Below are 26,740 nucleotides of genomic sequence, written 5' to 3'. Positions count from 1 at the left end.
GGATAAGACTGCCCGGAACTTCCACGCTGGGCTCTGCCTCGCAGCGACTCTGCAATGGGTTTAGCAACACGCCCTAGGGCTCGGTCCTTCGCGGATACGAGGGCGTGCTCGAGGGCTTCCAATGGGAGATCCTCGGTGCGCATCGTGGAGCGAGTAGCCCAGCCGACGATCTTCCGATCGAACACGTCGGTGACGAACGCGGTGTAGCAGAACCCGCAACTGGTGCGGACGTAGGTGATGTCCGCGACCCAGAGTCGGTTCGGCCGGTCCGCGGTGGAGCGCCGTTCCACAAGGTCCGGACGTTCATCGGCTTCCCGTGCGGGGACGGTCGTGCGGGGCTTCCGGCCCCGGACCACGCCGGACAATCCCGCAGCACGCATGAGCCTGGCGACCTGATCGCGGCCGATGTCCCAGCCCTCGCGGCGCATCGCGTGCCAGATCTTCCGGGCCCCGTAGACGCCCTAGTTGTCGGCATGGATCCGTTCGATCACCGGAACCAGCTCTGCGTCACGCAACTGCCGGTCGCTCGCGGGGCGGACCTTCGCGGCCCGATAGCCGCGAGAAGTGAGGAACCCACCGTCTGTCGCACCGAGCGTGCGGCAGATGAGCTCGACCCCGAACAGGTCGCGATACATGTCGACATACGCGATCATCTCGGCGTGGGCCGGTCGAGCTCCGCGGCGAAAAACGCCGACGCGGTCTTCAGGATCTCATTCGCGCGCCGCAGCTCAGCGTTCTCGCGTTTGAGACGTCTGATCTCAGCCTGCGCGTCGGTGGTCGCACCCGGCTTCTTCCCGGCATCGACCTCGGCCTGCTCGACCCAGCGACGCAGTCCCTCGATCGAGACGTTCAGCTTCGGTGCGGTCTCCTTGATCACCTGATACCGCGACAGGCCCGCCTCGTCGGCCTCGAGCCGGTCCTGCACCATGCGCACGGCACGATCCTTGAACGCTTGCGGGTACTTCGATGGCATATCCCAATCCTCTCGAAAACGGATCGGAACGAAACCCAGGGCGGTTCATAGTCCGCACAGTGCGCCGGCGGCGGCGGCAGACAGGCCGGGCCGCAGCCCGCGGGCGCTGGAACGCAGGATCACCACAGTGTCAGGGCCGGGAGAGATGTAGCTCACCAGGACGAGGGAGAGGAAGACGGGCCAGTGGACGTCCATCGGCGTTCAGTCTCCGTTCGGTGCGTCGATTCCCGGCCCATCCTATGGCCGATAGGCTGGTGCCATGACTGCGACTTCCTCGCCTGAGACCACCGGTTCCACTGATTCCCTTCTCGAGCAGATCCGCTCGCTGCCCAAGGTCAGCCTCCATGATCACCTCGACGGCGGTCTGCGTCCGGCCACGCTCATCGAGCTCGCCCGCGAGGCCGGCGTCGAGCTGCCCACCGAGGACCCCGAGGCGCTGGCCCGCCGGTTCCGGGAGAACGCCGACTCCGGGTCCCTGGAGCGCTACCTGGAGGCCTTCGGGCTCACCACGGCGGTCATGCAGACCGCGCAGAACCTGCGCCGCGTGGCCCGCGAATACGTGGAGGACCTCGCAGCGGACGGTGTGGTCTACGCCGAGGTCCGCTGGGCCCCGGAGCAGCACCAGCAGCAGGGGCTGAGTCTGGATGAGGCCGTCGAGGCCGTCCAGGCGGGGCTGGAGGAGGGCATGGCCGCCCTCGAGGATGAGGACCGGATCGTGGTGGTCGGCCAGCTGATCTCTGCGATGCGTCAGTCCGACCGTGCCGACGAAGCCGTGGAACTGGCCAAGCGCCACCGTGACCGCGGTGTGGTCGGCTTCGACATCGCTGGGCCCGAGCACGGCTTCCCGCCGTCCCGGTTCGCTCCGGCGTTCACCGTGCTGGCCGAGGCGATGATCCCCGCCACCGTCCACGCCGGGGAGGCCGACGGCGTCGAGTCCATCCGTGACGCGCTCGTCTCCGGGCGCGCCCAGCGTCTGGGCCACGGGGTGCGGATCGCCCAGGACGTCTCGATCTCTGAGGAGCCGGTGACCTCCGACGACGGCGGCGACGCCTACGAGGTCATCCTCGGCGACGTCGCCCGCTGGGTCCGCGACCGGCAGGTGCACCTGGAGGTCAGTCCCACCTCCAACCTGCAGACCGGCGCCATCGCCCCCTTCGCCTCGGACGGGACCGCGACGATCACCGACCACCCGTTCGACATGCTCTACCAGCTGGGCTTCAACGTCGGGGTCAACACGGACAACCGCCTGGTCTCCGGGGTGACCCTCTCCGGCGAGCTGGCCCTGCTGGCCGAAGCCTTCGGCTACGAGCTCGCCGAACTCGCCGACTTCCAGATCAACGCCCTGGAGTCCTCCTTCCTCGGACAGGAGGAGCGGGAGGCGCTCTCGGCGCTGATCCTCGAGGCATGGCAGTGACCACGGCCCACCAGCCGTCCGCCCAGCCGCCGTCGGACCCCGTGCGGCGGCTGGAGTGGGTGGTGGCCCAGCTGCGCCTCCACTGTCCGTGGACGCAGCGGCTGAGCCATGGCTCCCTCGTGGAGTACCTGGTGGAGGAGGCCTACGAGACGGTCGAGGAGATCGAGGCCGGAGGCGTGGGCGAATCCCTGCGTCAGGAGCTGGGCGACCTGCTCTTCCAGATCGTGCTGCACGCCCAGCTGGCGGCCGAGCGCTCCAGCTTCGACCTCGACGGCGTGGCCGAGGCGATCACCGCCAAACTGGTGCGCCGCAGCCCGCATGTCTTCACCTCTGATGGGCAGCTCGACGTCGACGCCCAGGCCTCCCTGGACCAGATCGAACGCGCCTGGACCCGCATCAAGGCCCAGGAGAAGGCCGAGGAGAAGGCCGCGGAGAAGGCTGTCGAGGAGGTGACGGCCGGGCAGAACGGAGCCGACGGTGACGCCGAGCTCGCCGCCGTCGTCGGCTCCCTGCCGGCCCATCTTCCCGCCCTGGCCCGGGCCGCCAAGCTCATCGACCGGCTGGACCGCACCGTCTCGGCCGACCCCGAGGCAGGCGACGACGTCGGCGCCGGACCCGCCTCCTCAGCCCAGGATCCGCTCGCCGCGGCTGACGAGGACGCCTTAGGTGAACTACTCTTCTCGGTGGTGGAGAGAGCACGTTCTCGGGGTCAGGACCCCGAACGCGCGCTGCGTCGCCACCTCAGCACGCTGGCGCAAGGGCGCGTCGGCCCCGGACTGTCCAGATAACCGAAAAGGAGCCGACTACCCATGTCACTCATCGCCAGTGTGTACGGCCGCGAGATCCTCGACTCACGCGGAAACCCGACCGTCGAGGTCGACGTGCTTCTCGACGACGGCAGCTTCGGCCAGGCCGCCGTCCCCTCCGGCGCCTCCACCGGAGCTTTCGAAGCCGTGGAGCGCCGTGACGGCGACAAGGGCCGGTACCTGGGCAAGGGCGTCTCCGGCGCCGTGTCCGCGGTCAACGACGTCATCGCCCCCGCCCTGGAGGGCCAGGACGCCACCGAGCAGCGCCTGATCGACCAGATCCTGCTGGACCTCGACGGCACCGACAACAAGAACAGCCTCGGTGCCAACGCGATCCTCGGCGTCTCCCTGGCCGTGGCCAAGGCCGCCGCCGACGCCTCAGACCTGCCCCTGTACAAGTACCTCGGCGGGCCGAACGCCCACCTGCTGCCGGTGCCGATGATGAACATCCTCAACGGCGGCTCCCACGCGGACTCCAACGTGGACATCCAGGAGTTCATGATCGCTCCCATCGGTGCGGCCACCTTCTCCGAGGCGCTGCGCTCCGGCGTCGAGGTCTACCACGCGCTGAAGGGCCTGCTGAAGGAGAAGGGCCTGAACACCGGCCTGGGTGACGAGGGCGGCTTCGCCCCGGACCTGCCGTCGAACCGCGACGCGCTGGACCTGATCACCGAGGCTATCAAGCGCGCCGGCTACACCCCGGGCACGGATGTGGCGCTGGCCCTCGACGTCGCCGCCACCGAGTTCTACTCCGAGGGCGCCTACACCTTCGAGGGCGAGCAGAAGACCCCCGAGCAGATGAGCGCCTACTACTCCGAGCTGGTGGACGCCTACCCGCTGGTCTCCATCGAGGACCCGCTGGACGAGGACGACTGGGCCGGTTGGAAGACCCTGACCGAGACCATCGGCGACAAGGTCCAGTTGGTGGGCGACGACCTCTTCGTCACCAACCCGGACCGCCTGGCCAAGGGCATCGACGCCGACACCGCCAACTCGCTGCTGGTGAAGGTCAACCAGATCGGCTCGCTGACCGAGACCCTGGACGCCATCTCCCTGGCGCAGCGCAGCCGCTACACCACGATGGTCTCCCACCGCTCCGGCGAGACCGAGGACACTACGATCGCGGACATCGCCGTGGCCACCAACGCCGGCCAGATCAAGACCGGCGCCCCGGCCCGCTCCGAGCGTGTGGCGAAGTACAACCAGCTGCTGCGCATCGAGGAGGAGCTCGGCGACGCCGCCGCCTACGCCGGCGCGAGCGCCTTCCCGCGTTTCCGCGGCTGACTCTGGTCGGCCCATCCTGATCAGCGCGACCTGAGCATCGTCTGAGGGGCCGCACCCGGAGCATCGTCCCGATGCCCCGGGTGCGGCCCCTCTGCGTGTCCGCCGCCGTCGACGAGGCATCGGCGACTACCCTGGGACTTCGACGGCGCGCAGGGCGTCGCCCCAGCTGAGACACCGGTGGCACACGGAAGGCGGTGACCATGGCCAGGCATGCCAGACGCAGCGACTCCGACGCCGGCCGCAGCGCCCGCGTCGCTTCCGCCGAAGCCCGCCGGCTCGCCGAGCGCGAGCAGGTCTCCGGAGAGATCCGGATGCCGGCCGACCTCGCCGCCCGGCGGGCGCGCCGAGTGAGCCCGCCGAAGCAGCGCCGCCCCTCCGGGGAGCGCACGGCCGTCAGCGCCCGCTCGATGGTCCCGGAGCGGACCCTCTCCGGGCGGCTGATCGTGATGACCCTGGTGGCCCTGGTGGTGGTCTCCTTCCTGGTGCCCACTGTGCGCACCTATCTCCAGCAGCGGTCCGAGCTGGCCGACCTGGAGGCCGGCATCGCCGAGGAGCAGCAGCGTCAGGACGAGCTCGAATCCGAGATCAGCCGCTGGGACGACCCCGAGTACGTGCGTCAGCAGGCGCGCGAACGCATCAACCTGGCGATGCCGGGGGAGCGGCAGTACCACGTGATCGGCGACCTCACCGGAGAGGACGACACCCCGGAGAACCAGGAGGACAGCGAGGTCCGTACCGACCTCCCCTGGGCTGAGGCGCTATGGGATTCTCTGGTCCGGTCTGCCGTAGATTAGTCTCGACGGTGGAGGTCCGTTCCTGCCGAGGACCCGCCCATGAGCACCAGGAGAGCCCGCGAGACGATGACCCAGCCCCGCAGCGCCACCCCCACCCAGGACGACCTGGACACGCTCAGCCTGCAGCTGGGCAGGCCGGTGCGCGACGTCGTCAAGATCCCGGCACGCTGCCGCTGCGGCAACCCGCTGGTGGCCGCCACCGCGCCGCGCCTCTCCAACGGGATCCCCTTCCCGACGACGTTCTATCTCACGCACCCCACCCTCACCCAGGCCGTGTCCCGGCTGGAGGCTGCCGGCGTGATGGCGGAGATGACTGAGCGGCTGGGCCACGACGAGGAGCTTGCCGCCGCCCACCGGGCCGCCCATGAGAACTACCTGGCCGAGCGTGAACGCATCCGGCTGGCCGCCGGCGTGGATCCCGTCTGGGAGATCGACGGGATCACCGCCGGGGGCATGCCCGACCGCGTGAAGTGCCTGCATGTGCTCGTCGGCCACGCGCTGGCCGTGGGTCCCGGCATCACCCCGCTGGGCGACGAGACCCTGGACCGCATCGCCGAGGACTGGACGCCGGAGGTCTGCACCTGTGCCGCCGCATGGGACCACGACGCCGAGATCCCCACCCGTGACCTCAGCCGACACGTGCGGCGACTGAAGGAGGAGCAGCAATGAGAGTGGCCGCCATCGACTGCGGGACCAATTCGATCCGCCTGCTGATCGCCGATGTGGAGAGCGCGGGGGAGCCGCGCGGACCCCAGAGCGTCCCGGAGGGGCAAGAGCCGTGGGGGACCGAGACCGGTGAGCACAGCGCGGTCGCCCAGATGCATCGTTCACGGCTCACCGATGTCGTCCGGCAGATGACCGTGGTCCGTCTGGGCGAGGGCGTGGACGAGACCGGAGAGTTCTCCCCGGCCGCGCTGGAGCGCACGTTCGCCGCGGTGGACAGCTACGCGGCCCTGATCCGTCGGCACAAGGTGGAGGCGGTCCGCTTCGTGGCCACCTCCGCGACCCGAGACGTGGCGAACCGCGACGCGTTCATCGCAGGCATCAAGGACCGCCTCGGCGTGGAGCCGGAGGTCATCCGCGGCAGCGAGGAGGCCGGGCTCTCCTTCGTGGGTGCGGCCTCTCTGCTGGACTGGGACCCCGAGCGGAAGGTCCTCGTGGTGGACCTCGGCGGAGGATCCACCGAGTTCGTCCTGGGCACCTCGAAGGGCATGGAGCACGCCATCTCCACGGACATGGGGTGCGTCCGATTCACCGAGCGGCATATGCGCACCGACCCGCCGGCAGAGACCGAGACCTCCATGGCGAGCTTCGAGACGCTCTCCTTCCTGGAGGACGTCAGCCAGGTCATGCCGCTGCACGAGACCGACGTCGTCATCGGCGTCGCCGGCACGGTGACCACGGTGACCGCCCACGCCCTGGACCTCGAGGACTACGATCCGGATCTCATCCACGGCGCCGAGGTGGGGTTGGACCGCATCCACCAGTCGGTGGACCAGCTGGTGCACGCGCCCCGGGACCAGCGGGCCCACATGCCGTTCATGCACCCCGGCCGGGTGGATGTCATCGGCGCCGGTGCGCTGATCTGGGGCACCATTCTGGACTACATCAATAAGGTCACGAAGGGGCGGGTGACTACCGCCGTCGCGTCGGAGCATGACATTCTGGACGGCATCGCCCTGTCGCTCGCCACCGGCGCGGCGCAGGAGGCGACCGGCCGGGGCTGAGCCCTGCCCGCATGAGTACGCATCACGAGCACCCCCAGCATCACGAGCACCCCAGCAGGGAACGGAACCGAAGGAAGACCATGACTGACGCTGCCCCGGAGACGAGGGATGCGGCCCGGCAGGGCTCGCCCCACGGAGGACGGCGTGGCCGTTACGGGCGGCGTCGTGCGGCCGGGCCGGGAATGCTGGCCGCCGCCGCGCTGCTGCTGGCCCCCGCTGTCACCGTCGGCGGGGTGGTCACGGCTCCTGCCGCCCATGCTGATGCCTGGCGGGACGCGCAGTTCTGGCTCGAGGACTATGGCGTCACCGAGGCCTGGGAGACCGCTCGAGGCGAGGGCGTGACCATCGCGATCCTCGACACCGGCGTCGACGCCGACCACCCCACCTTGGAGGGCGCCGTCGTCGACGGCACCGACGTCTCCGGAGGTGGTGACGGCTCTGGGGGGCCGGTGGAGCAGTTCTCCACCGAACACGGCACCATGGTGGCCTCCCTGGCGGCCGGGCGTGGCTACGAGCCCACCGGAGACGAGCTCGACGAGCTCCCTGAGCCGGAGGACTACGAGGAGTTCACCGACGAGGACTGGGAGCAGTTCTGGGAAGACCTCCTCGACGAGCTCGAGGGTGCGGAGAACCGAGGTCTCTCGCAGGGCGCCGGAGTGCTGAGCCCTGACGTCCTTCTGACGGGCGAGGGCCGTGAACCGCTGGACCTCACCGCCTCGGCGATCCTGCCCGCCTCGACCACCGAGGACGACGAGGACGCTGACGACGAGGACGCCGACGAGGACGAGGACGCCGACGAGGACGAGGACGACGACGAGGACGACGCTGACGAAGACGGCGAGGACGAAGACGGCGAGGACGAAGACGCCGAGGAAGACGCGGCCGGCGTGATCGGAGTCGCCCCCGAGGCGGACGTGCTGAGCGTGTCCATGGCGTTGGAGATGCCGAACTCCTACGGCCCGGACCTGGAGGACCAGGTGGTCGAGGCCGTGGACTGGGCCGTGGACAACGGGGCGGACATCATCAACATGTCCTTCGGCCTGCCTAACGAGCAGGAGTGGCCCGAGTCCTGGGACGAGGCCTTCCTGAAGGCTGCGGAGAACGACGTGCTGGTCGTCGCCGCGGCGGGCAACCGAGTCTCCGGCAGCTGGAGCGTCGGCGCCCCGGCGACGATCCCCGGCGTGCTGACCGTCGCAGGCGTCAACGAGGATCGGGAGATCAGCGAGGACGCCTCCGCCCAGGGCATCGCGGTGGACATCGCCGCCCCTTCGGAACCGCTGGTCGGGGCGGTCCCGGACGGGCTCAACACCCAGTGGATGGGCACCTCCGGCGCGGCGCCGATCGTCGCGGGAGCGGCGGCACTGGTGTGGTCCGCGCATCCTGACCTCTCCGCCGAGGAGGTCAAACACCGGCTGCTGAGCACCGCCGACGGAGTCGGCGACGGCAACGGTGTGGACCCCGAGTTCGGACAGGGCATCCTCAACGTGGCGCAGGCCGTGGCCGGCGATGACGTCCCGGAGTTCGATCCGTCGGCCTACGAGACCCTCGAGGAGTGGATCCGTGTCCATCGCCGCGGAGAGTCCGACAACACCGAGCACGCCGACATCCCCAGCGACGCCGGCGTCTCACCCGGCCCCGAGGGCGACCCCCGGGACCGGCCGCAGGCCTCCGACGCCAGGGGCACCCAGGACTGGGCGGGACCGGTGGTGGTCGGGGTCGCCGCGCTGCTGGTGATCTCGGTGGTCAGCGTGGCAGCAGTGCACCTGACGTCCCGGCGTCGGCGCTCCTGAGTCGATCTGTCGGGGAACGCACGGTGAGGGGAACAGGCGTCCGGCGTCATACCCGCGCCCCTCACCGTGCCTGGCAGTAGACTGCACTGAAGGAAGGACACGCAGCGTGGCGGTGGTCCGCACCGGAGACCGGTGAGGGGCCGCCGCTGTTGCTGTGTGCAGTTCACGTACCCCTCAGCACCAGCGCTAGGATGGCATCCATGGCAATCTCGCAGAAGCTCTCAGAGAAACCGCGCATTCTGATCGTCGGCGGTGGATATGTCGGCCTCACCGTCGCCCAGAAGCTCCAGAAGAAGGTCAAGGCCGAGGGCGGCGTCGTCACCCTGGTCGACCCCCTTCCCTACATGACCTATCAGCCGTTCCTCCCTGAGGTGGTCGGCGGGCACATCGAGGCTCGGCACGCGATCGTCTCCCACCGCAGCCACCTGCGGGACACGGAGGTCATCACCGGCAAGGTCACGGAGGTGGACCACGCGGAGCGCACCGCCAGCGTGGAGCTGGAGGACGGGGAGAGCGTCGAGATCCCGTACCAGGACATCATCATGGCGGCGGGCGCGACCACTCGCACCTTCCCGATCGAGGGTCTGGCCGAGCAGGGCATCGGTCTGAAGACCATCGAGGAGGCCCTGACGCTGCGCAACCAGATCCTGGAGCGCATCGAGGCCGCCTCCACCATGACCGATGAGAAGGCCAAGTCCCGGGCGCTGACCTTCACCGTGGTCGGCGGCGGCTTCGCCGGCATCGAGTGCATCGCGGAGATGGAGGACATCATCCGCGCCGCCGTCTCGGCCAACCCGCGCCTGAGTCAGTCCGACGTGCGCATCGTGCTCGTCGAGGCCATGGGCCGCATCATGCCGGAGGTCTCTGAGGACCAGGCCGTCGGCGTGGTCGAGCACCTGCGCGGCCGTGGCATCGAGGTGCTGCTGAACACCTCGCTGGGCTCCGCCGTCGACGGCGAGCTGCAGCTGATCAACATGGCGGACAAGTCCGAGGCCGACCGCTTCGAGGCCGACACCCTGGTCTGGACCGCCGGTGTGGCGGCCAATGCAGTCGCGCGCCGCTCCAGCTTCCCGATCGACGAGCGCGGCCGCATCACCGCCTCTGCCACGCTGCAGATCGTCGACGAGGAGGGCAGCCCGATCGAGGGTGCCTGGACCGCCGGCGACGTCGCCGCCGTGCCGGACCTCACCGGCGCCGGGCCGGGCGGCTTCTGTGTCCCCAACGCTCAGCACGCGCTGCGCCAGTCCAAGCAGCTGGTCAAGAACCTCGTGGCCGCCCGCTTCGGGGAGGGGAAGGTCAGCGAGTACAAGCACGACTCCCTCGGCGCTGTGGCCGGACTGGGCCTGTTCAAGGGTGTGGGCAACCCGATGGGAGTCAAGCTCAAGGGCTTCCCGGCCTGGCTGGCCCACCGCGGCTACCACGGCATGGCGATCCCCACCGTGGAGCGCAAGGTGCGTGTGGCCAGCAACTGGCTCAACGAGTTCGTCTTCGGTCGGGACATCACCCCGCTGCGCGACCTGGAGACCCCGCGCCGCCAGTTCGAGGAGGCCGCGACCCCGGCCAAGAAGAAGGCCGACGCCTGATCCTCGACTTCTGATCGGACTGAGTCCGATCCCGAGATTCCCAGAGACGACGGCGAGCCTCTGCCGGAGACCTAAGATGGTCCTGGCGGCGGGCTCGCCGTCGTCGTGTCTGCGCCCCCATAGCCCAATCGGCAGAGGCAGCTGACTTAAAATCAGCACAGTCTGGGTTCGAGTCCCAGTGGGGGCACCGAAGATCGCTGAACGCGCGTGCGGTCCTCGACGGAGGATCCGCACCCTCGACGCGGTACTACGAATGTAGTAGCTTCGTGGCATGGTGGGGCGTGCGGTCGTCGTCGGAGCAGGCATCTCGGGCTTGGCCGTGGGCAGAGCTCTCCTCGCTGTGGGATGGGAAGTGGAGCTTCGCGAGCGGTCGCACGGCTTGCCCGAAGCCGGCACTGCGCTGGGGATGTGGCCCGAGGCTCTGGCCGCTCTGGATGCCTTGGGAGTGGGCGACCGTGTGCGTCATGCAGGAGCCGTGCAGCATGGGGCGGCGTTCCTCCGCCCCGACGGGACCGAGATCGCCGCCGTCAGAACCCCGGCACCGGCTGTCCTCCTCTCGCGCCCAGCTCTGCATCGGTTCCTGTGGGAGGGGAAGCTCGAGGATGCCGTTCGCTGGGGAGATCCGCTGGAGGACCTGGCAGAGCTGACTGGGACCGACATCTCCGATGCGGACCTGGTGGTCGGCGCTGACGGCATCCACAGCCGGCTGCGGTCTGTGGTCGCGGGCCAGGAGGTCCGTCCTCGAGAGCTGCGCGTCACCGCGTTCAGAGGGACGGTCCCTGGCCCCGTGGAGACTACCTGCGAGACCTGGGGGCCGGGGCGTCTCTTCGGGGTCACCCCGCAGGAGTCAGGCATGGCCAACTGGTTCGCCGCGGTTCGGGATGACCTCCTGGATGAGTGCTCAGGACTCCCCGACGACGAGCTGTTGAGCACGCTGTTCGGAGACTGGCACCCCGGGGTGCGGGATGTCGTGGCGCTCGCCGGATCTGTCGGAATCGACCGGCGCCGGATCTTCGATCTGCCGCCGCTGCGCAGCTGGCACCGCGGCAGGGTCGTCATCCTCGGGGATGCGGCACATGCGATGGCTCCGAACATCGGCCGAGGCGCCTGCGAGGCGATCATCGACGCCGTCGTGCTGGCTGAGGCGCTGAGTGTCTCGGCGACGGTCGAGGCAGGGCTGCGGGTGTTCGACAGGCGGCGACGACGAGCGGCACAGCGAGTCGTCCGTGCCTCCCGGCTGCTCAGCCGAGTGTCGACGGCGCGGCGCCTGCCCGAGACCCGGCGCCGGGCACTGCGAGTCGTGGCGGGCCTCGTCTCCTCCTCACTCCGTAGAGAGGGGGAGCGCAGTGGGCACCCGTGATCGAGCCATGGATGCAGCCGTGGAGCTGTTGGGATCTCACGGGTTGCGGGCCCTGACCCATCGGCGGATCGATGTCGCCGCAGGTCTGCCGCAGGGCTCCACCTCGAACCACTTCAGGACCCGGGCGCAGCTCCTCCAGGGCGTGGTGGAGCACCTGGTGGCCATGGAGCAGACGGTCTTCGATGCGAAGGAGCGCCCCCAGAGCATCGATGGGCTCGTTGACGCTCTCTGCACATTCATCGACCTCGCGACAGGTGCTCAGCGGACCGTGACGGCGGCACGGCTCGCCCTCTTCGTCGAGGCCATCCACGATCACCAGGTGCGAGAGGTTCTTGCGCGGGGACGGGAGCACATGGAGGAGTGGGCGGCGGAGACTGTGCAGAGCGTCGGCCTGCCTGAGCCCGTGATCACGGCCCGGCGGGTTATGGGGCAGGTCGAGGGGATCATCCTTCACCGCCTGGCCCTGGGAGGGGAGCACCTGTCCGCGGAGACGGAGGCCTCCTTGCGCGCCTGCCTGGGCTCCGATGACTGAATCTCCGTTCTTCAGTCGGTCGTCGCGCTCGGCGCAGGCCCGGTGGACTCGCGCAGCACCACATGGTTCGGCACCGGTGCATCGGCGGGAGGCTCCTCCCCGCGGACCAGGGCGATGAGCCGTTGCATGGCCAGACGGCCCCGCCCTTCGCGGTCCACCGCCACGGTGGACAACGACGGCGTCGAGTAGCGTCCCAGGTCGATGTCGTCCCAACCGATGATGCTGAGGTCCTCCGGGACTCGCCAGCCACGCTCGTGCGCCGCGCGGAGGGCGCCGAGGGCCACGAAGTCGTTGGCCGCGATCACTGCCGTCACGCCGCTGTCGGCCTCCAGGGACTGCAGGGCCTGGTAGCCGGTGTGTGCGGACCAGTCGCCGCCGGTGACGCCGTGGGACTCGAGCCCGCGTTCGGCGAGGGTCTCCTCGTAGACCTGGCGGCGGGCACGGGCGGAGGCCCATTCCTCGGGGCCCTGGATGTGCAGGAAGCGTCGATGGCCCTGATCGGCGAGGGTGGAGATGATCTCGCGCAGCGCACCAGCGTCGGCCAATGTGCCCAGGCCACGGAGCTTGTCGTCGAACTGCTCCACGATGGTCAGGGCCCCGGAGGCGGCGGTCTTCCCCTGCTCCTGCAGCTCCGGCAGTCCGGCCAAGGAGAGCACGCCCTCCACCCGTCCGGAGCCCATCAGCTCGCGGGCCCGGCGGCTGCGTTCCTCCGCCGGGCCTTCCACCACCGCGATCTCCATGAAATACCCGGCCTCGTGGGCCGCCTCGGCGGCGGCGGCGAGCATGGGCGTGGGCATCTGGGTCACCGGAGCGGGCAGCAGGGCGGTGAGGACCCCGGTCTGCCGGGTCCGCATGGACCGGGCGATCATATTGGGCCGGTAGTCCAGCTCCTTGATGGCGGCCTCGACCCGCGCGATGGTGTCGGCACGGAAGGGGCCCATGTCGCGCAGATAACGGGAGACGGTCTGGTGGGAGACGCCGGCCCGGCGGGCGACCTCGTGGATGGTCGCGGCGCGGGCGGGCCGCGCCTCGGGGGTGGTCTCTGACGCCACGTGGTCACCTCTCCTGTGCTGGCTGTCCGTCGCGGACCGGACGGACAGCTGGGCCATGGGGCCATGGGGCCATCGGATGACGGATGTGGTCCGCTGCTCCATCCTGCCATCGCCCTGCGGCGGCGGCCAGCGGACTGAGCGCGCGGCACCTGCTCCGCAGGCGTGTGACATGGATGACTTTTCGGTGTTGACAGCCTAACCTCGCACTCCCTACTCTTGTGGTCAACGTCATAAAGTGATCGATCACAGTAACGGGTCGGCACCACCGTCACAGGTCGACGTGACCGTGAACCATCCCCATCCCGCGAGGAGCACATCCATGACCGCCGCATCCCCCCGCGTCCGCGCCGCCGTCGTCGGCGCCGGAGGCATCGCCACCGGGGCGCACCTGCCCACATTGAAGGCCCATGAGGACCGTGTGGAGGTGGTGGCCATCGCCGACGTCGACGCCGACCGTCTCAGCGCTGTGGCCGAGGAGTGGGACATCCCGGGCCGCTACAGCGACGTCGACACCATGCTCGCCGCGGAACGTCCCGACCTGCTGGTGCTGTGCACCCCGCCGGTGGCGCACAAGGACGGCGTCATCAAGGGCTTGAAGGCCGGCGCGTGGGTGTGGTGCGAGAAGCCCCCGGTGCTCACCCTGGCCGAGTTCGACGAGGTGGCAGCCCACGAGGGCGAGAGCGGGCCCTTCGCCTCCTACGTCTTTCAGCACCGCTTCGGCTCCGGAGCCCAGCAGCTCAAACAGCAGGTCCGGGACCACACTCTCGGGCGCCCGCTGGTCGCGGTCTGCCATACCCTCTGGTACCGCACTCACGGCTACTACGAGGTGCCGTGGCGCGGCAAGTGGGCCACCGAGGGTGGCGGTCCGGCCATGGGACACGGCATCCACCAGATGGACCTGCTCTTCGAGATCCTCGGCGACTGGACCGAGGTCACGGCCGTCGCGGACGCGTTGGACCGGGACGTCGAGACCGAGGACGTCTCCCTGGCAACAGTGCGCTTCGCCAACGGTGCCATGGCCTCCGTGGTGAACTCCGTGCTCTCCCCCCGGGAGGTCTCCTACCTGCGCTTCGACTTCCAGGACGCCACCGTGGAGGTGGAGCACCTCTACGGGTATGACAACAGCTCCTGGACCTGGACCCCGGCGCCCCACCGTGCCGAGGACGGCTCGGCGGCCGGTTGGACGCCGCAGGAGAACGTCCCCTCCTCGCACAAGCAGCAGCTCTCCGAGCTGCTGGACGCAATGGCCGCGGGGGTGCGTCCCCGCGCCTCGGGCGACGACGGACGCCGAGTCCTGGAGTTCATCGCCGCGCTCTACGAATCCGCGGAGACGGGCCGCACCGTCCGGCGGGCGGAGATGAAGCCCGAGGGCACCTACTACTCCGCCATGCATGACCCCTCGTTCGTCTACGGCAGCGCGGAGAACACCGCTGTCAGCAAGGAGACCGTCCAGTGACCAGCACTGCCGTGACCACAGGCTTCGACGTCCGCGCCGAGCAGGACGCCATCGCCGTCGACGCCGCGGGCACCGAGATCCTGCGCTACGTCATCCACCCGGACTCGCCGAAGGAGGAGGCCCCGAAGCCGTACCTGTTCCCGCTGCGCTTCACCGATGGTGGCGAGGCCGCGGTGCGCCGCCCCTGGGACCACCGCTGGCACACCGGCCTGCAGTTCACCTGGTCGCATGTGGCGGACCAGAACTTCTGGGGTGGCCCCACCTTCGCCGCAGAGACCGGCTATCAGATGCGCGACAACCTCGGCACCATGAAGCACACCGGTTTCGCCGTGGAGCCGACTGCCGGTGAGGACGTCGTCTTCGACGAGACGCTGGAGTGGATCACCTCCCGCGGGGAGCACTGGTTCGACGAACACCGCATCCAGCGGGTCCACTCGCTGGACGTCGACCGCTTCGGCCCCGGTCGGGGCGTGTGGGCCATCGACCTCACCACCGAGCTGACCAACGTCAGCGGCCGCACGCTGCCGATGGGCAGCCCGACGACGGCGGGCCGGCCCAATGCCGGTTACACCGGCTGGTTCTGGCGCGGGCCGCGCTCCTGGACCGGCTGCGACGTCGTGAACTCCGCCGGCGCCGCGGGCGAGGAGAACACGATGGGAGCCCCGGCGGGCTGGGTCGCCTTCTCCTCCGAACATGACGAGCTCGACGGGGGCGGCACGGTGATGGCCTTCGCCGGGTCCTCCGAGTCCCAGGATGCGGAGGTTCCGCCGATCAAGTGGTTCACCCGCACGGGCATCTTCACGGTCACCAGCCCGTCGCCGGCCTTCGACCAGGAGATCCATCTGCCCGCCGAGGGGCGGCTGCGCCTGCATCATCGCTTCGTGTTCATCGCGAAGGTGTGCAGCGGGGAGGAGCTGACGGCGCTGGGGGAGGAGTTCGCCCTGTGAGCGCCCCCCAGGAGAACTCCGCCCGTCCTTCACGTTCCCTGCCGCGGTTCCCCGGGGGGACCTCAGTGAGCGATCTGTGCGTGTATGACTGGGACACTCCGGACGGCCTCCACGGCGGGACCCCGCACTTGCACACGCTGTCCACCGAGGCCTATGTGGTCACGGCCGGCCGTGGCGAGGTGCACACCCTCAGCGCGGACGGCGCGGCGCAGGATCCTCTGGAGAAGGGGTCCCTGCTGTGGTTCACCCCCGGCACCGTGCACCGGCTGGTCAATCACACAGGACTCGAGCTGGCGGTCATCATGCAGAACGCCGGGCTGCCGGAGGCGGGAGATGCCGTGATGACCTTCCCCGATGAGGTCCTCGCCGATCCCGAGCGCTACCACCAGGCAGTGACGCTGCCCACCGACGGAGACGAGCAGGCCCGTGCCGAGGCCGCCCGGGCACGCCGGGACCTGGCCATCGAGGGCCACCGGCAGCTGCTCGCCGCCGTCGAGCAGGACGGGCCCGCGGCCATGCGGCACCTCCACGAGCGCGCGGCGGCCCTGGTGCGTCCCCGCATCGAGCAGTGGCGCGAGATCTGGGCCGCGAACGTGGAGGCCGAGACCGAGCGCACCCGAGCCCAGCTGGAGGCGCTCGCCGACGGCGATGCCTCCCACCTGCAGGAAGCTTCCGTGATCCGGGGTGAGCCCAGGCCCGGCCCCCGACTGTTCGGCATGTGTGGCCGCCTGAAGACCTGGAGGGCCCCGGACATCACGGACTGAAGCCCCTCTTCTGGTGCGAAGAGTGGATCCGGTGCGACAACTGAATACGCAGGGGGCTCCGAGGCATCAGGCCACACCGATGGCACGCCTCGGGGCCCCCTGTGCTCTCTCCAGCCCCAGCCCATCGACAGACCTCAGCCCATCAGCAAGACCCAGCCCATTCCCCGAGATGAGGAGTCCCCATGACACCCAGGATGCGTCCATCACTGCCCGACGCTGCGCCGCCCCGTCCCAGTCGGCGGCGCCGACGCTGGACCCGGCCGCTCGGCGCTCTGCTGGTGGCTGGGCTCGCCGCGACCGCCTGCGGCGACGGCAGCGACGACGGCGACGTCACGCTGACCTTCAGCTGGTGGGGCGGAGACGTCAGGCACCAGTACACCCAGGAGATCATCGCGCTCTTCGAGGAGGAGCATCCGCACATCACCGTGGAGCCCCGCTATGGCGAGTGGGACGGCTACTGGGACCAGCTGGCCACCCAGACCGCGGCCGGAGACACCCCGGACATCATCCAGATGGACCTGGTCTACCTCCGCGAGTACATCGAGTCCGGCGTCCTGCTGCCGCTGGACCAGATCGACACCGGCGAGTTCACCCAGGAGCTGCTGGACACCGGCACGCTCGACGGCGAGCTCTACGCCATGCCCGTGGGGCAGACGGCGCTGACCTATGCGGTCAATCCGAGCCTGATCGAGGAAGCCGGGGAGGAGATGCCCGACGGCGCCACCTGGACCTGGGACGACCTGAAGGACCTGACCACCGCGATCTCCGAGGAGACGGACAGCTATGGGCTGGCCACCTTCTTCGACTCCGGAGGCCTGGAGCTGTGGCTGCGTCAGACCCATGGCGTGAGCATGATCGGCGACGACGGCGAGCTCGCCTGGGAGCCGGAGCAGGCCGTCGAGTACTTCGAGATGCTCGGCGAGTTCCAGGAAGACGGCGCACTGCCGTCGGCCGCAGAGATGTCCGAGCAGCACGGCATCGCTCGGGAACAGACCCTCATCGCCACGGGCGAGGCCGCCGCGGCGCCGGTCTGGGACGCGATGCTGGTGGCACTGTCCGGAGATGCCTCCGCGGATCTGGAGCCGCTCATGGTGCCCAGCCGCGCCGGGGACGCCTCGGAGGCGGGCATGTACTACAAGGCCTCCATGTTCTACTCGGTGGCGACGGGCACCGACCACCCGGAGGAGGCCCAGCTCTTCGTGGACTTCCTGGTCAATGACGAGCGTGCCGGCGAGCTGCAGCAGATCGAACGGGGCATCCCCGGCAATGAGACCATCCGTGACCAGATCCGCGAGGACCTCGGCGAGGTGGAGACCCAGGTGGTCGAGTACTCCGAGAGCCTGGAGGACGTGGTGGCCGACGCCCCACCGATGCCGCCGGAGGGCTACGGCGCAGTCCAGGACATCATCATCCGCTACATGGACGAGTTCTTCTTCGGCAGGCTCAGCGCCGAGGATGCCGCGGAGGCCATGCACGGCGAGATCGAGGACGCGCTGCGCTGATCGGGCGGCTGATCCGGAGCAGCTCGCTCAGAAGGCCAGGCCCGTGCTCGACTCGGACCCCCGCAGCACCAGGCGGGTGGGCAGCTCGATGACGTCGGGGACGGTGGTGGGGCGCGCGATGCGCTCCACCGCCAGGGCCGCGGCACGGCGGCCCATCTCGAGGGGGTCGTGGCTGACCACGCTGATGCCGAGCACGTCGGCGGTGTCGAAGTCGTCGAAGCCGACGAGCGCGGGACGCGTCTCCAGCTCCCGGGCTGCGCGCAGCACAGCCACGCTCATCCTGTTGTTGCCGGCCACCACGGCGGTCGGAGGCTCGGCGGTGTCCAGGGCGGCTCGGGCGACGGTGTCCTCGGCGTCGTCGTCGCTGAGGTGCTCCAGCGCCGCAGCGTCGCCCAGCCCCGCGGTGGCCATCGCCTCCCGGTAACCGGCCAGGCGCTCATGCTGGGTGTGGATGTCCGCCGGGGAGGCCAGGTAGGCGATCCGTCGGTGCCCCGCGCGCAGGAGCGCCTCGGTGGCCTGCCGGGCACCGGTGCGGTTCTGCAGCAGCACCGCGTCGGCCAGCAGGTTCCGGGCGGGGCGGTCCACGGCGATCACCGGGGTGCCCAGCTGACGCTCACCGTCCAGATACGACTGGTCGGCGGCCGAGGGGATCATCAGCAGCGCGGCCACCCGCTGGGAGAGCAGCGCGTCGGCGACCCGCTCCTCACCCTCCTCCGTGTCGTCGCTGGAGCCCATCACCAGAGTCAGGCCGGAGGCGGAGAGCTCTCGCTCGATGCCGGCGGCCACCGCGTGGTAGAAGGGGTTGCTCATCTCACCGATCAGCAGCCCCACGGTGGAGGTGGTGCCTCCCCGACGCAGCGTCCGGGCCAGCGTGTTGGGGCGGAACCGCAGGCGTCGGGCCGCGGCCAGGACCTGGTCCCGCGTGGCGGCGGCGACCTTCTCCGGCTCGCTGTATACCCGGGAGGCGGTCTTGCGGCTCACCCCTGCCAGGCGGGCGACGTCGTCGAGGGTGGCGCGCTGCGGCAAGGCCATGCGAAGTCTCCTGAAGGCGGGGGCGTCCGTTGCATGACATCGTAGGACATTCTGTCTGCCGGATGCGATGCCGCGGAGCGGCGGCGCTCAGCGTACGCCGCGGGCCGCCAGGGCCTCAGCGGTCTCCTCGGCATGGCGCAGCGACATCACCAGCAGCGGCATGATGAGCGCCTTCGGGGTGACGCGTCGGCCGCGGGCCCGCAGCGCCTCGCGGATCTGACCGGAGAACGCCAGGATCACGGGCACGGAGCGGATCGTCAGGGACAGGGCCAGGGAGATCCGGGAGGTGTCGACGCCGAGCTTCGCCAGAGGCGCCAGAGCGCGGTCGAATCCCGCCAGGATGTCCGAGGTGCGGGTGGTGAGCGTGAACAGCCCGGCCACCATGATCACCGCGACCACGCGGGAGACGTTGAGCAGGGCGACCTGCGGCTCGAGGAAGATCAGCTGGGGGACGGTGAGGATGAGCAGGATCCAGCGCAGGCCCCACAGGCGCCGCAGCAGCCCGGAGACCCCGGTTCCGGCGAGCAGATGTCCGAGGACCACCAGGGCCCAGGCACCCAGGATCGCCCACGGGTTCTCCCGCTGCAGGGAGACCCCCAGGGCCAGCAGGAAGACCAGCAGGAACTTGACGCCGACCCCCGTGCGGTGCAGCACCGAGGTGCCCGGCTGATGCAGCGGCATGACCGCGGAGGCCGCGCCTCCGCCCGCAGGTCCCGCCGAGGTCGCCCGGGGTGCGCGGCGTCGCACGGACCCCGATGCCGGCCGTGCGGTCGTCATCGCGCGGGGGCCCCGCGGCGGCGCGCCCAGCTGAAGGGTGCGGGATAGGCCTTCACCAGCGCGTGGGTGCTGAGCACGGCGATCACCGCCTTGGCGAGGTCGCCCGGGAGGAATGCGGCGGTGGCGGCGGTCGCCTGGGGGAGCGTGAGGCCCAGCTGGTAGGCCATCACCGGAATGCCGCAGGCATAGATCACCCCGATCCCGCCCAAGGCGACGCCGAGAGCGGTCCGCCACCAGGCCAGCGGCCAGCGCCACTGAGTGAGAGCCCCGACGACGAGCGCGGCGGGGATCCAGCCCAGCGCGAACCCGGCGGTGGGGCCCGCGTAGACGCCGAGCCCTCCGGAGCCCTGCGCCAGCAGAGGCAGGCCGGCGACGACGAGGGCGTGCAGCAGTACCATGGCCCCGGCCCCTCGCCAGGGGCCCAGGATCGCGCCGGCCAGCATCACCCCGAGGGTCTGCAGGGTGATCGGCACTCCGGCCACCACGGGGATGGCGAAGGGCTGGCCCAGCACCGCGACGAGCGCGGCGAACATGGCCATCTGGGCGATCCCGCGCACGGCGGCGGTGGCCGGGCCGGCGACGAGGGTCTCGGACGGGGGCATCGGGGCTCCAGGAGTGGGGCGTCCTGGCGCCGGCGAGTCGCGTCGCCGACGGTTTGAACGCTGTTCAATACGGTCTGCGGCCCCACTGTAGGCCGTGGAGACCGTCTCTCGCCACTGCGCCCCGGTCAGCTCTGCGCGGACAGCGGCGCTGATGCGGTCTCACCAGGGGACATGCGGCGCACATCACGCCGTGTTCCCGGTAGACTGTCTACACGGTGCGTCAGCGTTGCACCCCTGCGACGGCGGGTGAGAGCCCGTCGCCGAGTCGCTCGCTCGCCGAGCGCAGGTGCTGCGCACTCGACAGAGCCACGAGCCCCGATAAGGAGTGCGGCCCACGACATGTCCAACCCGATCTTCAACTCGCAGGCGTTCCCCTCGCAGTTCAAGGAGCGCGAGCGCCGTCGTTTCTACATGAGCGACCAGGGCACCGTGACCGAGCAGCCCCGGGCACAGCACCCCGGAGCCGGTCCGAGCTACGCCCAGCAGCACGGCATGCCCGGCCAGCAGGCCCCGGGTGCCGACCAGTTGCACCAGATGTACGGCCAGCCCTCGCCCACAGGCCAGGACCTCGGCCGGATGACCTATGACGAGGTCATCCGCAAGACCCTGATCAGCTTCGTCGTGGTGCTCGTCGGAGCGGGCATCTCCGTGACCGCCGGGGCGATGAGCTTCGGCCTGGCCAGCGGACTGATGCTGCTCGGCGTCCTCGGCGGCTTTGCCCTGGGCATGGTCAACGCGTTCAAGCGCGAGCCGAACCCGGCGCTGATCCTCGCCTACAGCGCCTTCCAGGGACTGTTCCTGGGCGGCATCTCGATGTTCCTGGAGTACCAGTTCCCGGGCATCGTGCTGCAGGCCGTCCTCGGCACCGCCATCGTCTTCGCCTCGGTGCTGGTGCTCTTCCGCTCCGGGAAGGTCCGCGCCACGCCCAAGCTGAACAAGATGTTCATGGTGGCCGGCCTGGCCTACCTGGTGTTCTGCCTGGTCAACTTCGGCCTGATGATGTTCGGCGGCACCAGCTCCATGTTCGGTCTGCGCACCGAGTTCAGCCCGTGGATCGGCCTGGCCATCGGCGCGCTGGCCATCCTGCTGGCCACCTACTCGCTGGTGCTGGACTTCACCAACATCCAGGAGGGCGTGGAGGCCGGCGTGGCGTCCAAGTACTCCTGGGCCGCGGCCTTCGGCCTGACCGTGAGCCTCGTGTGGCTCTACATCGAGATCCTGCGCATCATCGCCATCATCCGGTCCATGGCGGAATGACGCCGCAGTTTCGCTCCGGCTGCTGCCTGCAGCCGGCATGACATCGCGACGGGTCCGCCGCGCACCGCTTCCGGTGCGCTGCGGGCCCGTCGACGTCTGGGGCGTCTCAGTCCCTGAACCTTCACACACTGATCCTTCGAGTCCAGGAGTGCTGTGCCACCATGGAGCGCATGAACGCTGAGGAAGCCCGCGGTGACGGCCGGAAGCCGCCGGCCGCCGTGCCGGTGGGCGCCCACGCCGCGGTTGCGAGCGACGCCGCGTCTGAGTCCGGCGTGTCCGGATCCGGCGCCGCCGCCGCTTCGAGCCCTGCGGGGGCGGACCCGGTGACCTCCGGGAAGCTCGAGCACGAGCGACTGGCCGGGCTCAGCGACGCCGAGCGGATCCAGGAGGACATCCCCTGGGGCGTGCGGATCGCCGCCGCCTGGTCCTGGCGCGTGCTGCTGATCCTGGCGTTCACCGGAGTGCTGCTGTGGCTGCTGAGCTACGTCTCGCTGCTGATCATCCCGCTGCTGGTGGCCGCGCTGCTGGCCACGCTGCTGCGCCCGGTCCACAACTTCTTCCGCACGCTGCGCTTCCCGCGGATCCTGGCGGCGATCACCACGATCCTGCTGCTGATCGGATTCGTCGTCGGCCTGCTGTACCTCGTGGGCCAGGAAATCATCACCGGCTTCGCGGAGATGGCCGACCAGGTGCGGGTCGGCGTGATGGAGCTGGTGGCCATGGCCGAGGAGGTCGGCCGTGACCTCGGCATCACCATCTCCGCCGAGGACTTCAACCAGTGGATGGCCGAAGCCACGCAGTGGGTGCAGGACAACGCGGAGTCCATCCTGGGCGGAGCGATGTCCATCGGCTCCACGGCTGGAAACTTGATGGTCGGGCTGATCCTCGCGCTGTTCACTCTGATCTTCTTCCTCTCCGACGGCCACCGCATCTGGGACTTCTCCGTGAACTTCGTCCCGCGGAAGTTCCGTCCCGCCATCCACGGTGCGGGCCGTCGGGGATGGACCGCGCTGGGCACCTATGTGCGCGTCCAGGTCTTCGTGGCCGCCGTCGACGCCGTCGGCATCGGCATCGGCGCCGCCCTGCTGGGAGTGCCCCTGGCGCTGCCCGTGGCCGTGCTGGTCTTCCTAGGTTCCTTCATCCCGATCATCGGTGCGGTGGTGACGGGCGCGATCGCCGTGCTGCTGGCGCTGGTGGCCAACGGGCTGGTCAATGCTCTGCTGATGCTCGGCGTGGTGCTGCTGGTCCAGCAGATCGAGTCCAACGTGCTGCAGCCCATCGTGATGGGCAAGGCCGTGAAGCTCCACCCGCTGGCCGTGGTGCTCGCGGTGACCGCCGGAACGACTCTGCTGGGCATCGTCGGGGCGCTCTTCGCTGTGCCGGTGCTGGCCTTCATCAACCGCTCGGTGCGCTACATCGTGAAGGAAGAGTGGCGGCACGACGACGAAGCCATCGCCATGGAACGAGAACAGCAGGAGGAGGAGCTGCGCCGGGACGCCGAGCGGCGGGAGATCGAGGCCCAGGAGCAGGAGACCCTGGCCGGGATCAAGCGACGCTTCCTGGAGACCATGCCGGGACTGGACCCGGACAAGCCGGCCTTCGCCCGGCGTGGGGGCCGCGGCGGCAAGCAGGGCGACGGCGCCGGGGAGGAGGCCGAGGGCCCCGCTGCCGACTCGACTGCACATGACGCTGGCGTCTCCCGAGGCGACCGTGCCTCCGAGAAGGACTGACCTCTGAGAAGGACTGACACAGGACCACGATGACCCAGACCGACCAGATCGAGCGCGAGACCATGACATCCACTCCGAGCCCGCAGGGCTCCTCGGCCTCAGGAGACGCCATCACGGAGCATCAGGCGGAGCACCGGATCCCTGGACGGCACCTGAGCGTGCAGCTGGAGGATGTTCAGGCGGCCCGCGAGCTGCTGGACGGCGTCATCGTGCCGACCGCCATGGAGCACTCCCGTGCTCTGGGGCGCATGATGGACGCCACCGTGCATCTGAAGTGCGAGAACCTGCAGCGTGCCGGCTCCTTCAAGGTCAGGGGCGCGTATGTGCGCATGGCCCGGCTCTCCGCCGAGGAGAAGGAGCGCGGCGTCGTCGCGGCCTCGGCCGGCAACCACGCCCAGGGCGTGGCGCTGGCGGCCAAGAAGCTCGGCATCCGGGCGAAGATCTACATGCCCCGCGGGGTGGCGCTGCCCAAGCTGGCCGCCACGCGTGACCACGGGGCCGAGGTGATCCTGCACGGCTCTAATGTGGACGAGGCTCTCACGGAGGCCCAGAACTACGCCTCCGAGTCGGGTGCGGTGTTCATCCACCCGTTCAACAACACCGACGTGGTGGCCGGCCAGGGCACCATCGGCCTGGAGATCCTGGAGCAGGTCCCCGACGTCGACACCGTCATCATGGGCATCGGCGGCGGCGGACTGCTGGCCGGCAATGCGGTGGCCATCAAGCAGGAGGCGGCGCGACAGGGCCGCGAAGTGCGCATCATCGGGGTGCAGGCGGAGAATGCGGCTGCCTATCCGCCGTCGTTGGCCGCGGACGCGCTGGTGCCCATCAAGGGGGTCCGCACCATCGCGGACGGGATCGCCGTGGGGCGGCCCGGGAACATCCCTTTCGAGATCATCAAGGACCTCGTCGACGACGTCGTCACCGTCAGCGAGGACGCGATCGCCCAGGCGCTGATCTTCCTCATGGAGCGCTCGAAGATGGTGGTGGAGCCGGCCGGCGCAGTCGGCGTCGCCGCGCTGCTGGAAGGGAAGCTCGCCGGACTCGGCATCGAACCGAAGTCCATCGTGGCGCTGCTCTCCGGCGGGAACATCGACCCGATGCTCATGCTCAAGGTCATCCAGCGCGGCCTCTCCGCGGCGAACCGCTTCCTGACGGTGAAGCTGATGCTCAAGGACCGGCCCGGGGAGCTGGCGATGATCTCGCGCATCATCGCCGACACTGACGCGAATGTCACCGGGGTGGACCACACCCGCATCGGCGGGGCCCTGTCCATGGGCGACGTCTCCATCGTGATCAACATGGAGACCAAGGGGGAGGAGCACTCCGCCTTGGTGCTCAACAGTCTCCGCGCCGAAGGCTACGAACCGATCGTGATGAACTGATGCCCGTCTCGATGATGAAGTTCTCCGTCAGCGCCGGCGTGGGTCTCAGCGCCGGCGTCGGTGGCGAGGTCACCGAGGGCGGTGGACCTGACGGGGCCTGGGCGGATCTGATCGGCCTGGCGCTGATCGGTCTGATGTGGGCGCTGAGCCTGGCGGCGCTGGCCGGACTGGCGTGGTGGCTGGGTCGCTGGATGCGTCGCCGTGAGGAGAGACGGAAGAACCCCGCCGCCGAGGGCGACGGGGTGTCGTCTCGTGCTGCGGGGCGCTCTCGACGCCAGCAGCGTCGTCTGCGGCGCAACGTCCGCCGAGGCCGCCGGCGTCAGAACAACGCCAGCGACCTCGACGGCTGGGTCTGATCAGCCGGTGAACGGCTCGGCGGAGACGATCTCCACCGGGATCTCCTTGCCGTTGGGCGCGGCATAGGACAGCGAGTCGCCGGCCTTGGCGCCGTTGATGGCCGCTCCGATCGGGGAGCTGGCGGAGTAGACGTCCAGGTCGGAGTCGCCGGCGATCTCGCGGTTGCCGAACAGGAACCGCATCTCATTGCCGGCGATCTTCGCCGTGACGACCATGCCGGGCACGACGGTCCCGTCGCCGGCGGGGGCGTCACCGACGTAGGCGTTCTCGAGCAGGTCGGTGAGGTAGCGGATGCGCGCCTCGGCCTTGCCCTGCTCCTCCTTGGCCGCGTGGTAGCCGCCGTTCTCCTTCAGGTCGCCCTCTTCGCGGGCGGACTCGATCCGGTCGACGATCTCCTGTCGACCGGGGCCGCTGAGGTGTTCCAACTCAGCCTTGAGGCGGTCATACGCCTCCTGGGTCAGCCACTGGGCGTTCTCATCGGTCTCGTGAGCGTGCGTCGACACTGTAGTTCTCCTCGGGTCTGAGGAGGAACCGGGCGCCGGGCCAGGGGCCCGACACGTCAGACGGCATCGCCCTCCGTGGTGGGGCGGACCCCTCCGGACAGCGATGCCGTGCGGTTCCTCGTCGTACATGCAGAGACCCCGCCTGAGGACATGTGCCCCGGGATTGGTGCCCGGCAGCTCCCCGGCGGGGTGGTTCTGCGTTTCCACAATCGTAGTGGTGACGGGCCAGAACCTCAACGGCGCAGTGTCAACGGCACAGTGTCGTCCACGGCACAGGGTCGTCGTCGCTGCGAGGCTGGCAGTGCTGCCCTCACCTCCGGACGCTGAACAGTCTGCGCCCGGGTCCGTAGACCAGTCCCACCACGATCAGCGCGACGGCGATCATCACCACCGCCAGCGCAGCGGCGGCCTGGGGGTCGGACTGCTGCAGCAGGTACACCTCCACCGGGGCGGTCCGGGTGGTCCCGGCCGCGGATCCGGCGAAGGCCAGAGTCGCGCCGAACTCGCCCAGGCAGCGCGCGAAGCACAACACGGTCCCAGCCAGGAGACCGGGGCGGACCAGCGGCAGCACCACCCACCACAGGGTGGCCAGCGGGCCGGCCCCCATAGTCGCGGCCGCCTCCTCATACTCCCGGTCCAGCGACGCCACGGCGGACTCCACGGAGAGCACCATGAACGGCATCGCCACAAACGCCTGGGCGAGCACCACCGCGAGGGAGGTGAAGGTGATCTGCACGCCCAGGGCATGCAGCGGCTGGCCCACCAGGCCCATACGTCCGAAGGCCGCCAGCAGCGCCACACCGGCCACCACGGGCGGCAGCACCAGCGGCAGCAGCACCAGCGGACGCACCCAGGGCAGCAGGCGCGCCCGACCCCGGGCCATCAGCACCCCCAGCGGGATCCCGCAGACCAGACACAGCCCGGTGGCCGCCGTCGCCGTCTGGACGCTGAGCAGCAGGGCCTCCCGCGTGGTGGGGGAGGCCAGCAGCTCCGGCACGGCCGGCAGGTCGGCTTCGACCAGGAGGGAGAGCACGGGAAGGGTCAGCAGCACGGCGCCGACGACGGCGGGCAGCCACAGCAGGCCGGGGAGAGCGCTCGTGCGTCGCACCATGG

General features: G+C 69.8%; 28 protein-coding genes and 1 tRNA gene. 19 read left to right on the top strand and 10 right to left on the bottom strand.

What is annotated here, in order from left to right:
- The 4 genes from SD455_RS10440 to SD455_RS10425 form a co-directional block, all read right to left on the bottom strand.
- Positions 1–428: DDE-type integrase/transposase/recombinase (locus SD455_RS10440; RefSeq protein ID WP_445508061.1), on the bottom strand; the 428-nt coding region annotated here is incomplete at its 3' end.
- 33 nt (positions 429–461) lie between these two features.
- Positions 462–635: a hypothetical protein gene (locus SD455_RS10435; RefSeq protein ID WP_445508060.1), complete on the bottom strand. Its 174-nt coding sequence runs from the start codon at positions 633–635 to the stop codon at positions 462–464.
- Positions 636–649: 14 nt separating this feature from the next.
- A complete protein-coding gene (locus tag SD455_RS10430) occupies positions 650–973 on the bottom strand; it encodes a transposase (protein ID WP_070158988.1) in 324 nt (107 codons plus the stop codon).
- A 45-nt stretch (positions 974–1,018) separates the two neighbouring features.
- Entirely contained in the window at positions 1,019–1,168 is a 150-nt protein-coding gene (locus tag SD455_RS10425) for a hypothetical protein (RefSeq protein ID WP_170922666.1), read from the bottom strand.
- 64 nt (positions 1,169–1,232) lie between these two features.
- Between SD455_RS10425 and SD455_RS10420 the strand changes: the two genes are divergently transcribed.
- The 11 genes from SD455_RS10420 to SD455_RS10370 all read left to right on the top strand — a co-directional run bounded on the left by SD455_RS10420 (position 1,233) and on the right by SD455_RS10370 (position 12,263).
- Positions 1,233–2,387, top strand: coding sequence for an adenosine deaminase (locus SD455_RS10420; RefSeq protein WP_445508059.1), 1,155 nt, complete (start codon positions 1,233–1,235; stop codon positions 2,385–2,387).
- Positions 2,378–3,175 carry a MazG nucleotide pyrophosphohydrolase domain-containing protein gene (locus SD455_RS10415; RefSeq protein WP_445508058.1) on the top strand — a complete coding sequence of 266 codons (798 nt, stop codon included), beginning with the start codon at positions 2,378–2,380 and terminating at the stop codon, positions 3,173–3,175. The genes SD455_RS10420 and SD455_RS10415 overlap by 10 nt, the downstream gene beginning before the upstream one ends.
- A gap of 21 nt (positions 3,176–3,196) precedes the next feature.
- Positions 3,197–4,477, top strand: coding sequence for a phosphopyruvate hydratase (gene eno, locus SD455_RS10410; protein WP_085437674.1), 1,281 nt, complete (start codon positions 3,197–3,199; stop codon positions 4,475–4,477).
- A 200-nt stretch (positions 4,478–4,677) separates the two neighbouring features.
- Positions 4,678–5,271, top strand: coding sequence for an FtsB family cell division protein (locus tag SD455_RS10405; RefSeq protein ID WP_445508057.1), 594 nt, complete (start codon positions 4,678–4,680; stop codon positions 5,269–5,271).
- Positions 5,272–5,310: 39 nt separating this feature from the next.
- Positions 5,311–5,940: a DUF501 domain-containing protein gene (locus SD455_RS10400; protein WP_445508056.1), complete on the top strand. Its 630-nt coding sequence runs from the start codon at positions 5,311–5,313 to the stop codon at positions 5,938–5,940.
- Entirely contained in the window at positions 5,937–6,998 is a 1,062-nt protein-coding gene (locus SD455_RS10395) for a Ppx/GppA phosphatase family protein (RefSeq protein WP_083277393.1), read from the top strand. Before SD455_RS10400 ends, SD455_RS10395 begins: the two co-directional genes overlap by 4 nt.
- Before the next feature lie 80 nt (positions 6,999–7,078).
- Positions 7,079–8,788 carry a S8 family peptidase gene (locus SD455_RS10390; RefSeq protein WP_445508055.1) on the top strand — a complete coding sequence of 570 codons (1,710 nt, stop codon included), beginning with the start codon at positions 7,079–7,081 and terminating at the stop codon, positions 8,786–8,788.
- A 200-nt stretch (positions 8,789–8,988) separates the two neighbouring features.
- Positions 8,989–10,371: an NAD(P)/FAD-dependent oxidoreductase gene (locus SD455_RS10385; RefSeq protein WP_311026013.1), complete on the top strand. Its 1,383-nt coding sequence runs from the start codon at positions 8,989–8,991 to the stop codon at positions 10,369–10,371.
- 113 nt (positions 10,372–10,484) lie between these two features.
- Positions 10,485–10,558: transfer RNA gene (locus tag SD455_RS10380), tRNA-Leu, on the top strand.
- An 84-nt stretch (positions 10,559–10,642) separates the two neighbouring features.
- Positions 10,643–11,731 carry an FAD-dependent monooxygenase gene (locus SD455_RS10375; RefSeq protein WP_445508054.1) on the top strand — a complete coding sequence of 363 codons (1,089 nt, stop codon included), beginning with the start codon at positions 10,643–10,645 and terminating at the stop codon, positions 11,729–11,731.
- 7 nt (positions 11,732–11,738) lie between these two features.
- Positions 11,739–12,263 (top strand): TetR/AcrR family transcriptional regulator, encoded by a 525-nt coding sequence (locus tag SD455_RS10370; protein WP_445508053.1) that lies wholly within the window; start codon positions 11,739–11,741, stop codon positions 12,261–12,263.
- Between the two features lie 11 nt (positions 12,264–12,274).
- On the opposite strand, the gene SD455_RS10365 is transcribed toward SD455_RS10370, so the two are convergent.
- A complete protein-coding gene (locus tag SD455_RS10365) occupies positions 12,275–13,315 on the bottom strand; it encodes a LacI family DNA-binding transcriptional regulator (protein ID WP_445508052.1) in 1,041 nt (346 codons plus the stop codon).
- Positions 13,316–13,634: 319 nt separating this feature from the next.
- On the opposite strand from SD455_RS10365, the gene SD455_RS10360 reads away from it, so the two are divergent.
- The 4 genes from SD455_RS10360 (at position 13,635) to SD455_RS10345 (ending at position 17,984) form a co-directional block, all read left to right on the top strand.
- Positions 13,635–14,771: a Gfo/Idh/MocA family protein gene (locus tag SD455_RS10360; protein WP_445508051.1), complete on the top strand. Its 1,137-nt coding sequence runs from the start codon at positions 13,635–13,637 to the stop codon at positions 14,769–14,771.
- Complete coding sequence (locus SD455_RS10355; protein WP_445508050.1) at positions 14,768–15,718, top strand: DUF6807 domain-containing protein; 951 nt, start codon at positions 14,768–14,770, stop codon at positions 15,716–15,718. The genes SD455_RS10360 and SD455_RS10355 overlap by 4 nt, the downstream gene beginning before the upstream one ends.
- Positions 15,715–16,482, top strand: coding sequence for a cupin domain-containing protein (locus SD455_RS10350; RefSeq protein WP_445508049.1), 768 nt, complete (start codon positions 15,715–15,717; stop codon positions 16,480–16,482). Before SD455_RS10355 ends, SD455_RS10350 begins: the two co-directional genes overlap by 4 nt.
- Before the next feature lie 182 nt (positions 16,483–16,664).
- Positions 16,665–17,984: an ABC transporter substrate-binding protein gene (locus tag SD455_RS10345; RefSeq protein WP_445508048.1), complete on the top strand. Its 1,320-nt coding sequence runs from the start codon at positions 16,665–16,667 to the stop codon at positions 17,982–17,984.
- 27 nt (positions 17,985–18,011) lie between these two features.
- On the opposite strand, the gene SD455_RS10340 is transcribed toward SD455_RS10345, so the two are convergent.
- The 3 genes from SD455_RS10340 to SD455_RS10330 form a co-directional block, all read right to left on the bottom strand.
- Complete coding sequence (locus tag SD455_RS10340; RefSeq protein ID WP_445508047.1) at positions 18,012–19,016, bottom strand: LacI family DNA-binding transcriptional regulator; 1,005 nt, start codon at positions 19,014–19,016, stop codon at positions 18,012–18,014.
- An 87-nt stretch (positions 19,017–19,103) separates the two neighbouring features.
- The gene (locus tag SD455_RS10335) at positions 19,104–19,697 is read right to left on the bottom strand and encodes an energy-coupling factor transporter transmembrane component T family protein (protein WP_445508046.1); all 594 of its coding nucleotides are present in this window, start codon (positions 19,695–19,697) and stop codon (positions 19,104–19,106) included.
- Positions 19,698–19,789: 92 nt separating this feature from the next.
- Positions 19,790–20,395: a biotin transporter BioY gene (locus SD455_RS10330; protein WP_445508045.1), complete on the bottom strand. Its 606-nt coding sequence runs from the start codon at positions 20,393–20,395 to the stop codon at positions 19,790–19,792.
- A gap of 339 nt (positions 20,396–20,734) precedes the next feature.
- Here SD455_RS10330 and SD455_RS10325 point away from each other — a divergent pair, with 339 nt between their 5' ends.
- The 4 genes from SD455_RS10325 to SD455_RS10310 all read left to right on the top strand — a co-directional run bounded on the left by SD455_RS10325 (position 20,735) and on the right by SD455_RS10310 (position 25,123).
- On the top strand, positions 20,735–21,652 hold the full coding sequence (locus SD455_RS10325; protein WP_311026023.1) for a Bax inhibitor-1/YccA family protein: 918 nt from the start codon (positions 20,735–20,737) through the stop codon (positions 21,650–21,652).
- 170 nt (positions 21,653–21,822) lie between these two features.
- Entirely contained in the window at positions 21,823–23,382 is a 1,560-nt protein-coding gene (locus SD455_RS10320; RefSeq protein ID WP_445508044.1) for an AI-2E family transporter, read from the top strand.
- Between the two features lie 29 nt (positions 23,383–23,411).
- Positions 23,412–24,767 carry a threonine ammonia-lyase gene (gene ilvA, locus SD455_RS10315; RefSeq protein WP_237090105.1) on the top strand — a complete coding sequence of 452 codons (1,356 nt, stop codon included), beginning with the start codon at positions 23,412–23,414 and terminating at the stop codon, positions 24,765–24,767.
- Positions 24,767–25,123 (top strand): hypothetical protein, encoded by a 357-nt coding sequence (locus SD455_RS10310; RefSeq protein ID WP_445508043.1) that lies wholly within the window; start codon positions 24,767–24,769, stop codon positions 25,121–25,123. The genes ilvA and SD455_RS10310 overlap by 1 nt, the downstream gene beginning before the upstream one ends.
- Here SD455_RS10310 and greA read toward each other — a convergent pair whose 3' ends face one another.
- Together greA and SD455_RS10300 are read right to left on the bottom strand one after the other, a co-directional pair.
- A complete protein-coding gene (greA, locus tag SD455_RS10305; RefSeq protein ID WP_445508042.1) occupies positions 25,124–25,627 on the bottom strand; it encodes a transcription elongation factor GreA in 504 nt (167 codons plus the stop codon).
- Positions 25,628–25,937: 310 nt separating this feature from the next.
- Positions 25,938–26,738: an ABC transporter permease gene (locus SD455_RS10300; RefSeq protein ID WP_070160019.1), complete on the bottom strand. Its 801-nt coding sequence runs from the start codon at positions 26,736–26,738 to the stop codon at positions 25,938–25,940.
- Between the last annotated feature and the right edge of the window lie 2 nt (positions 26,739–26,740).

The sequence above is a fragment of the Nesterenkonia sp. K-15-9-6 genome, assembly GCF_052656005.1.
This window is presented reverse-complemented; position numbering and strand designations above follow the sequence as displayed.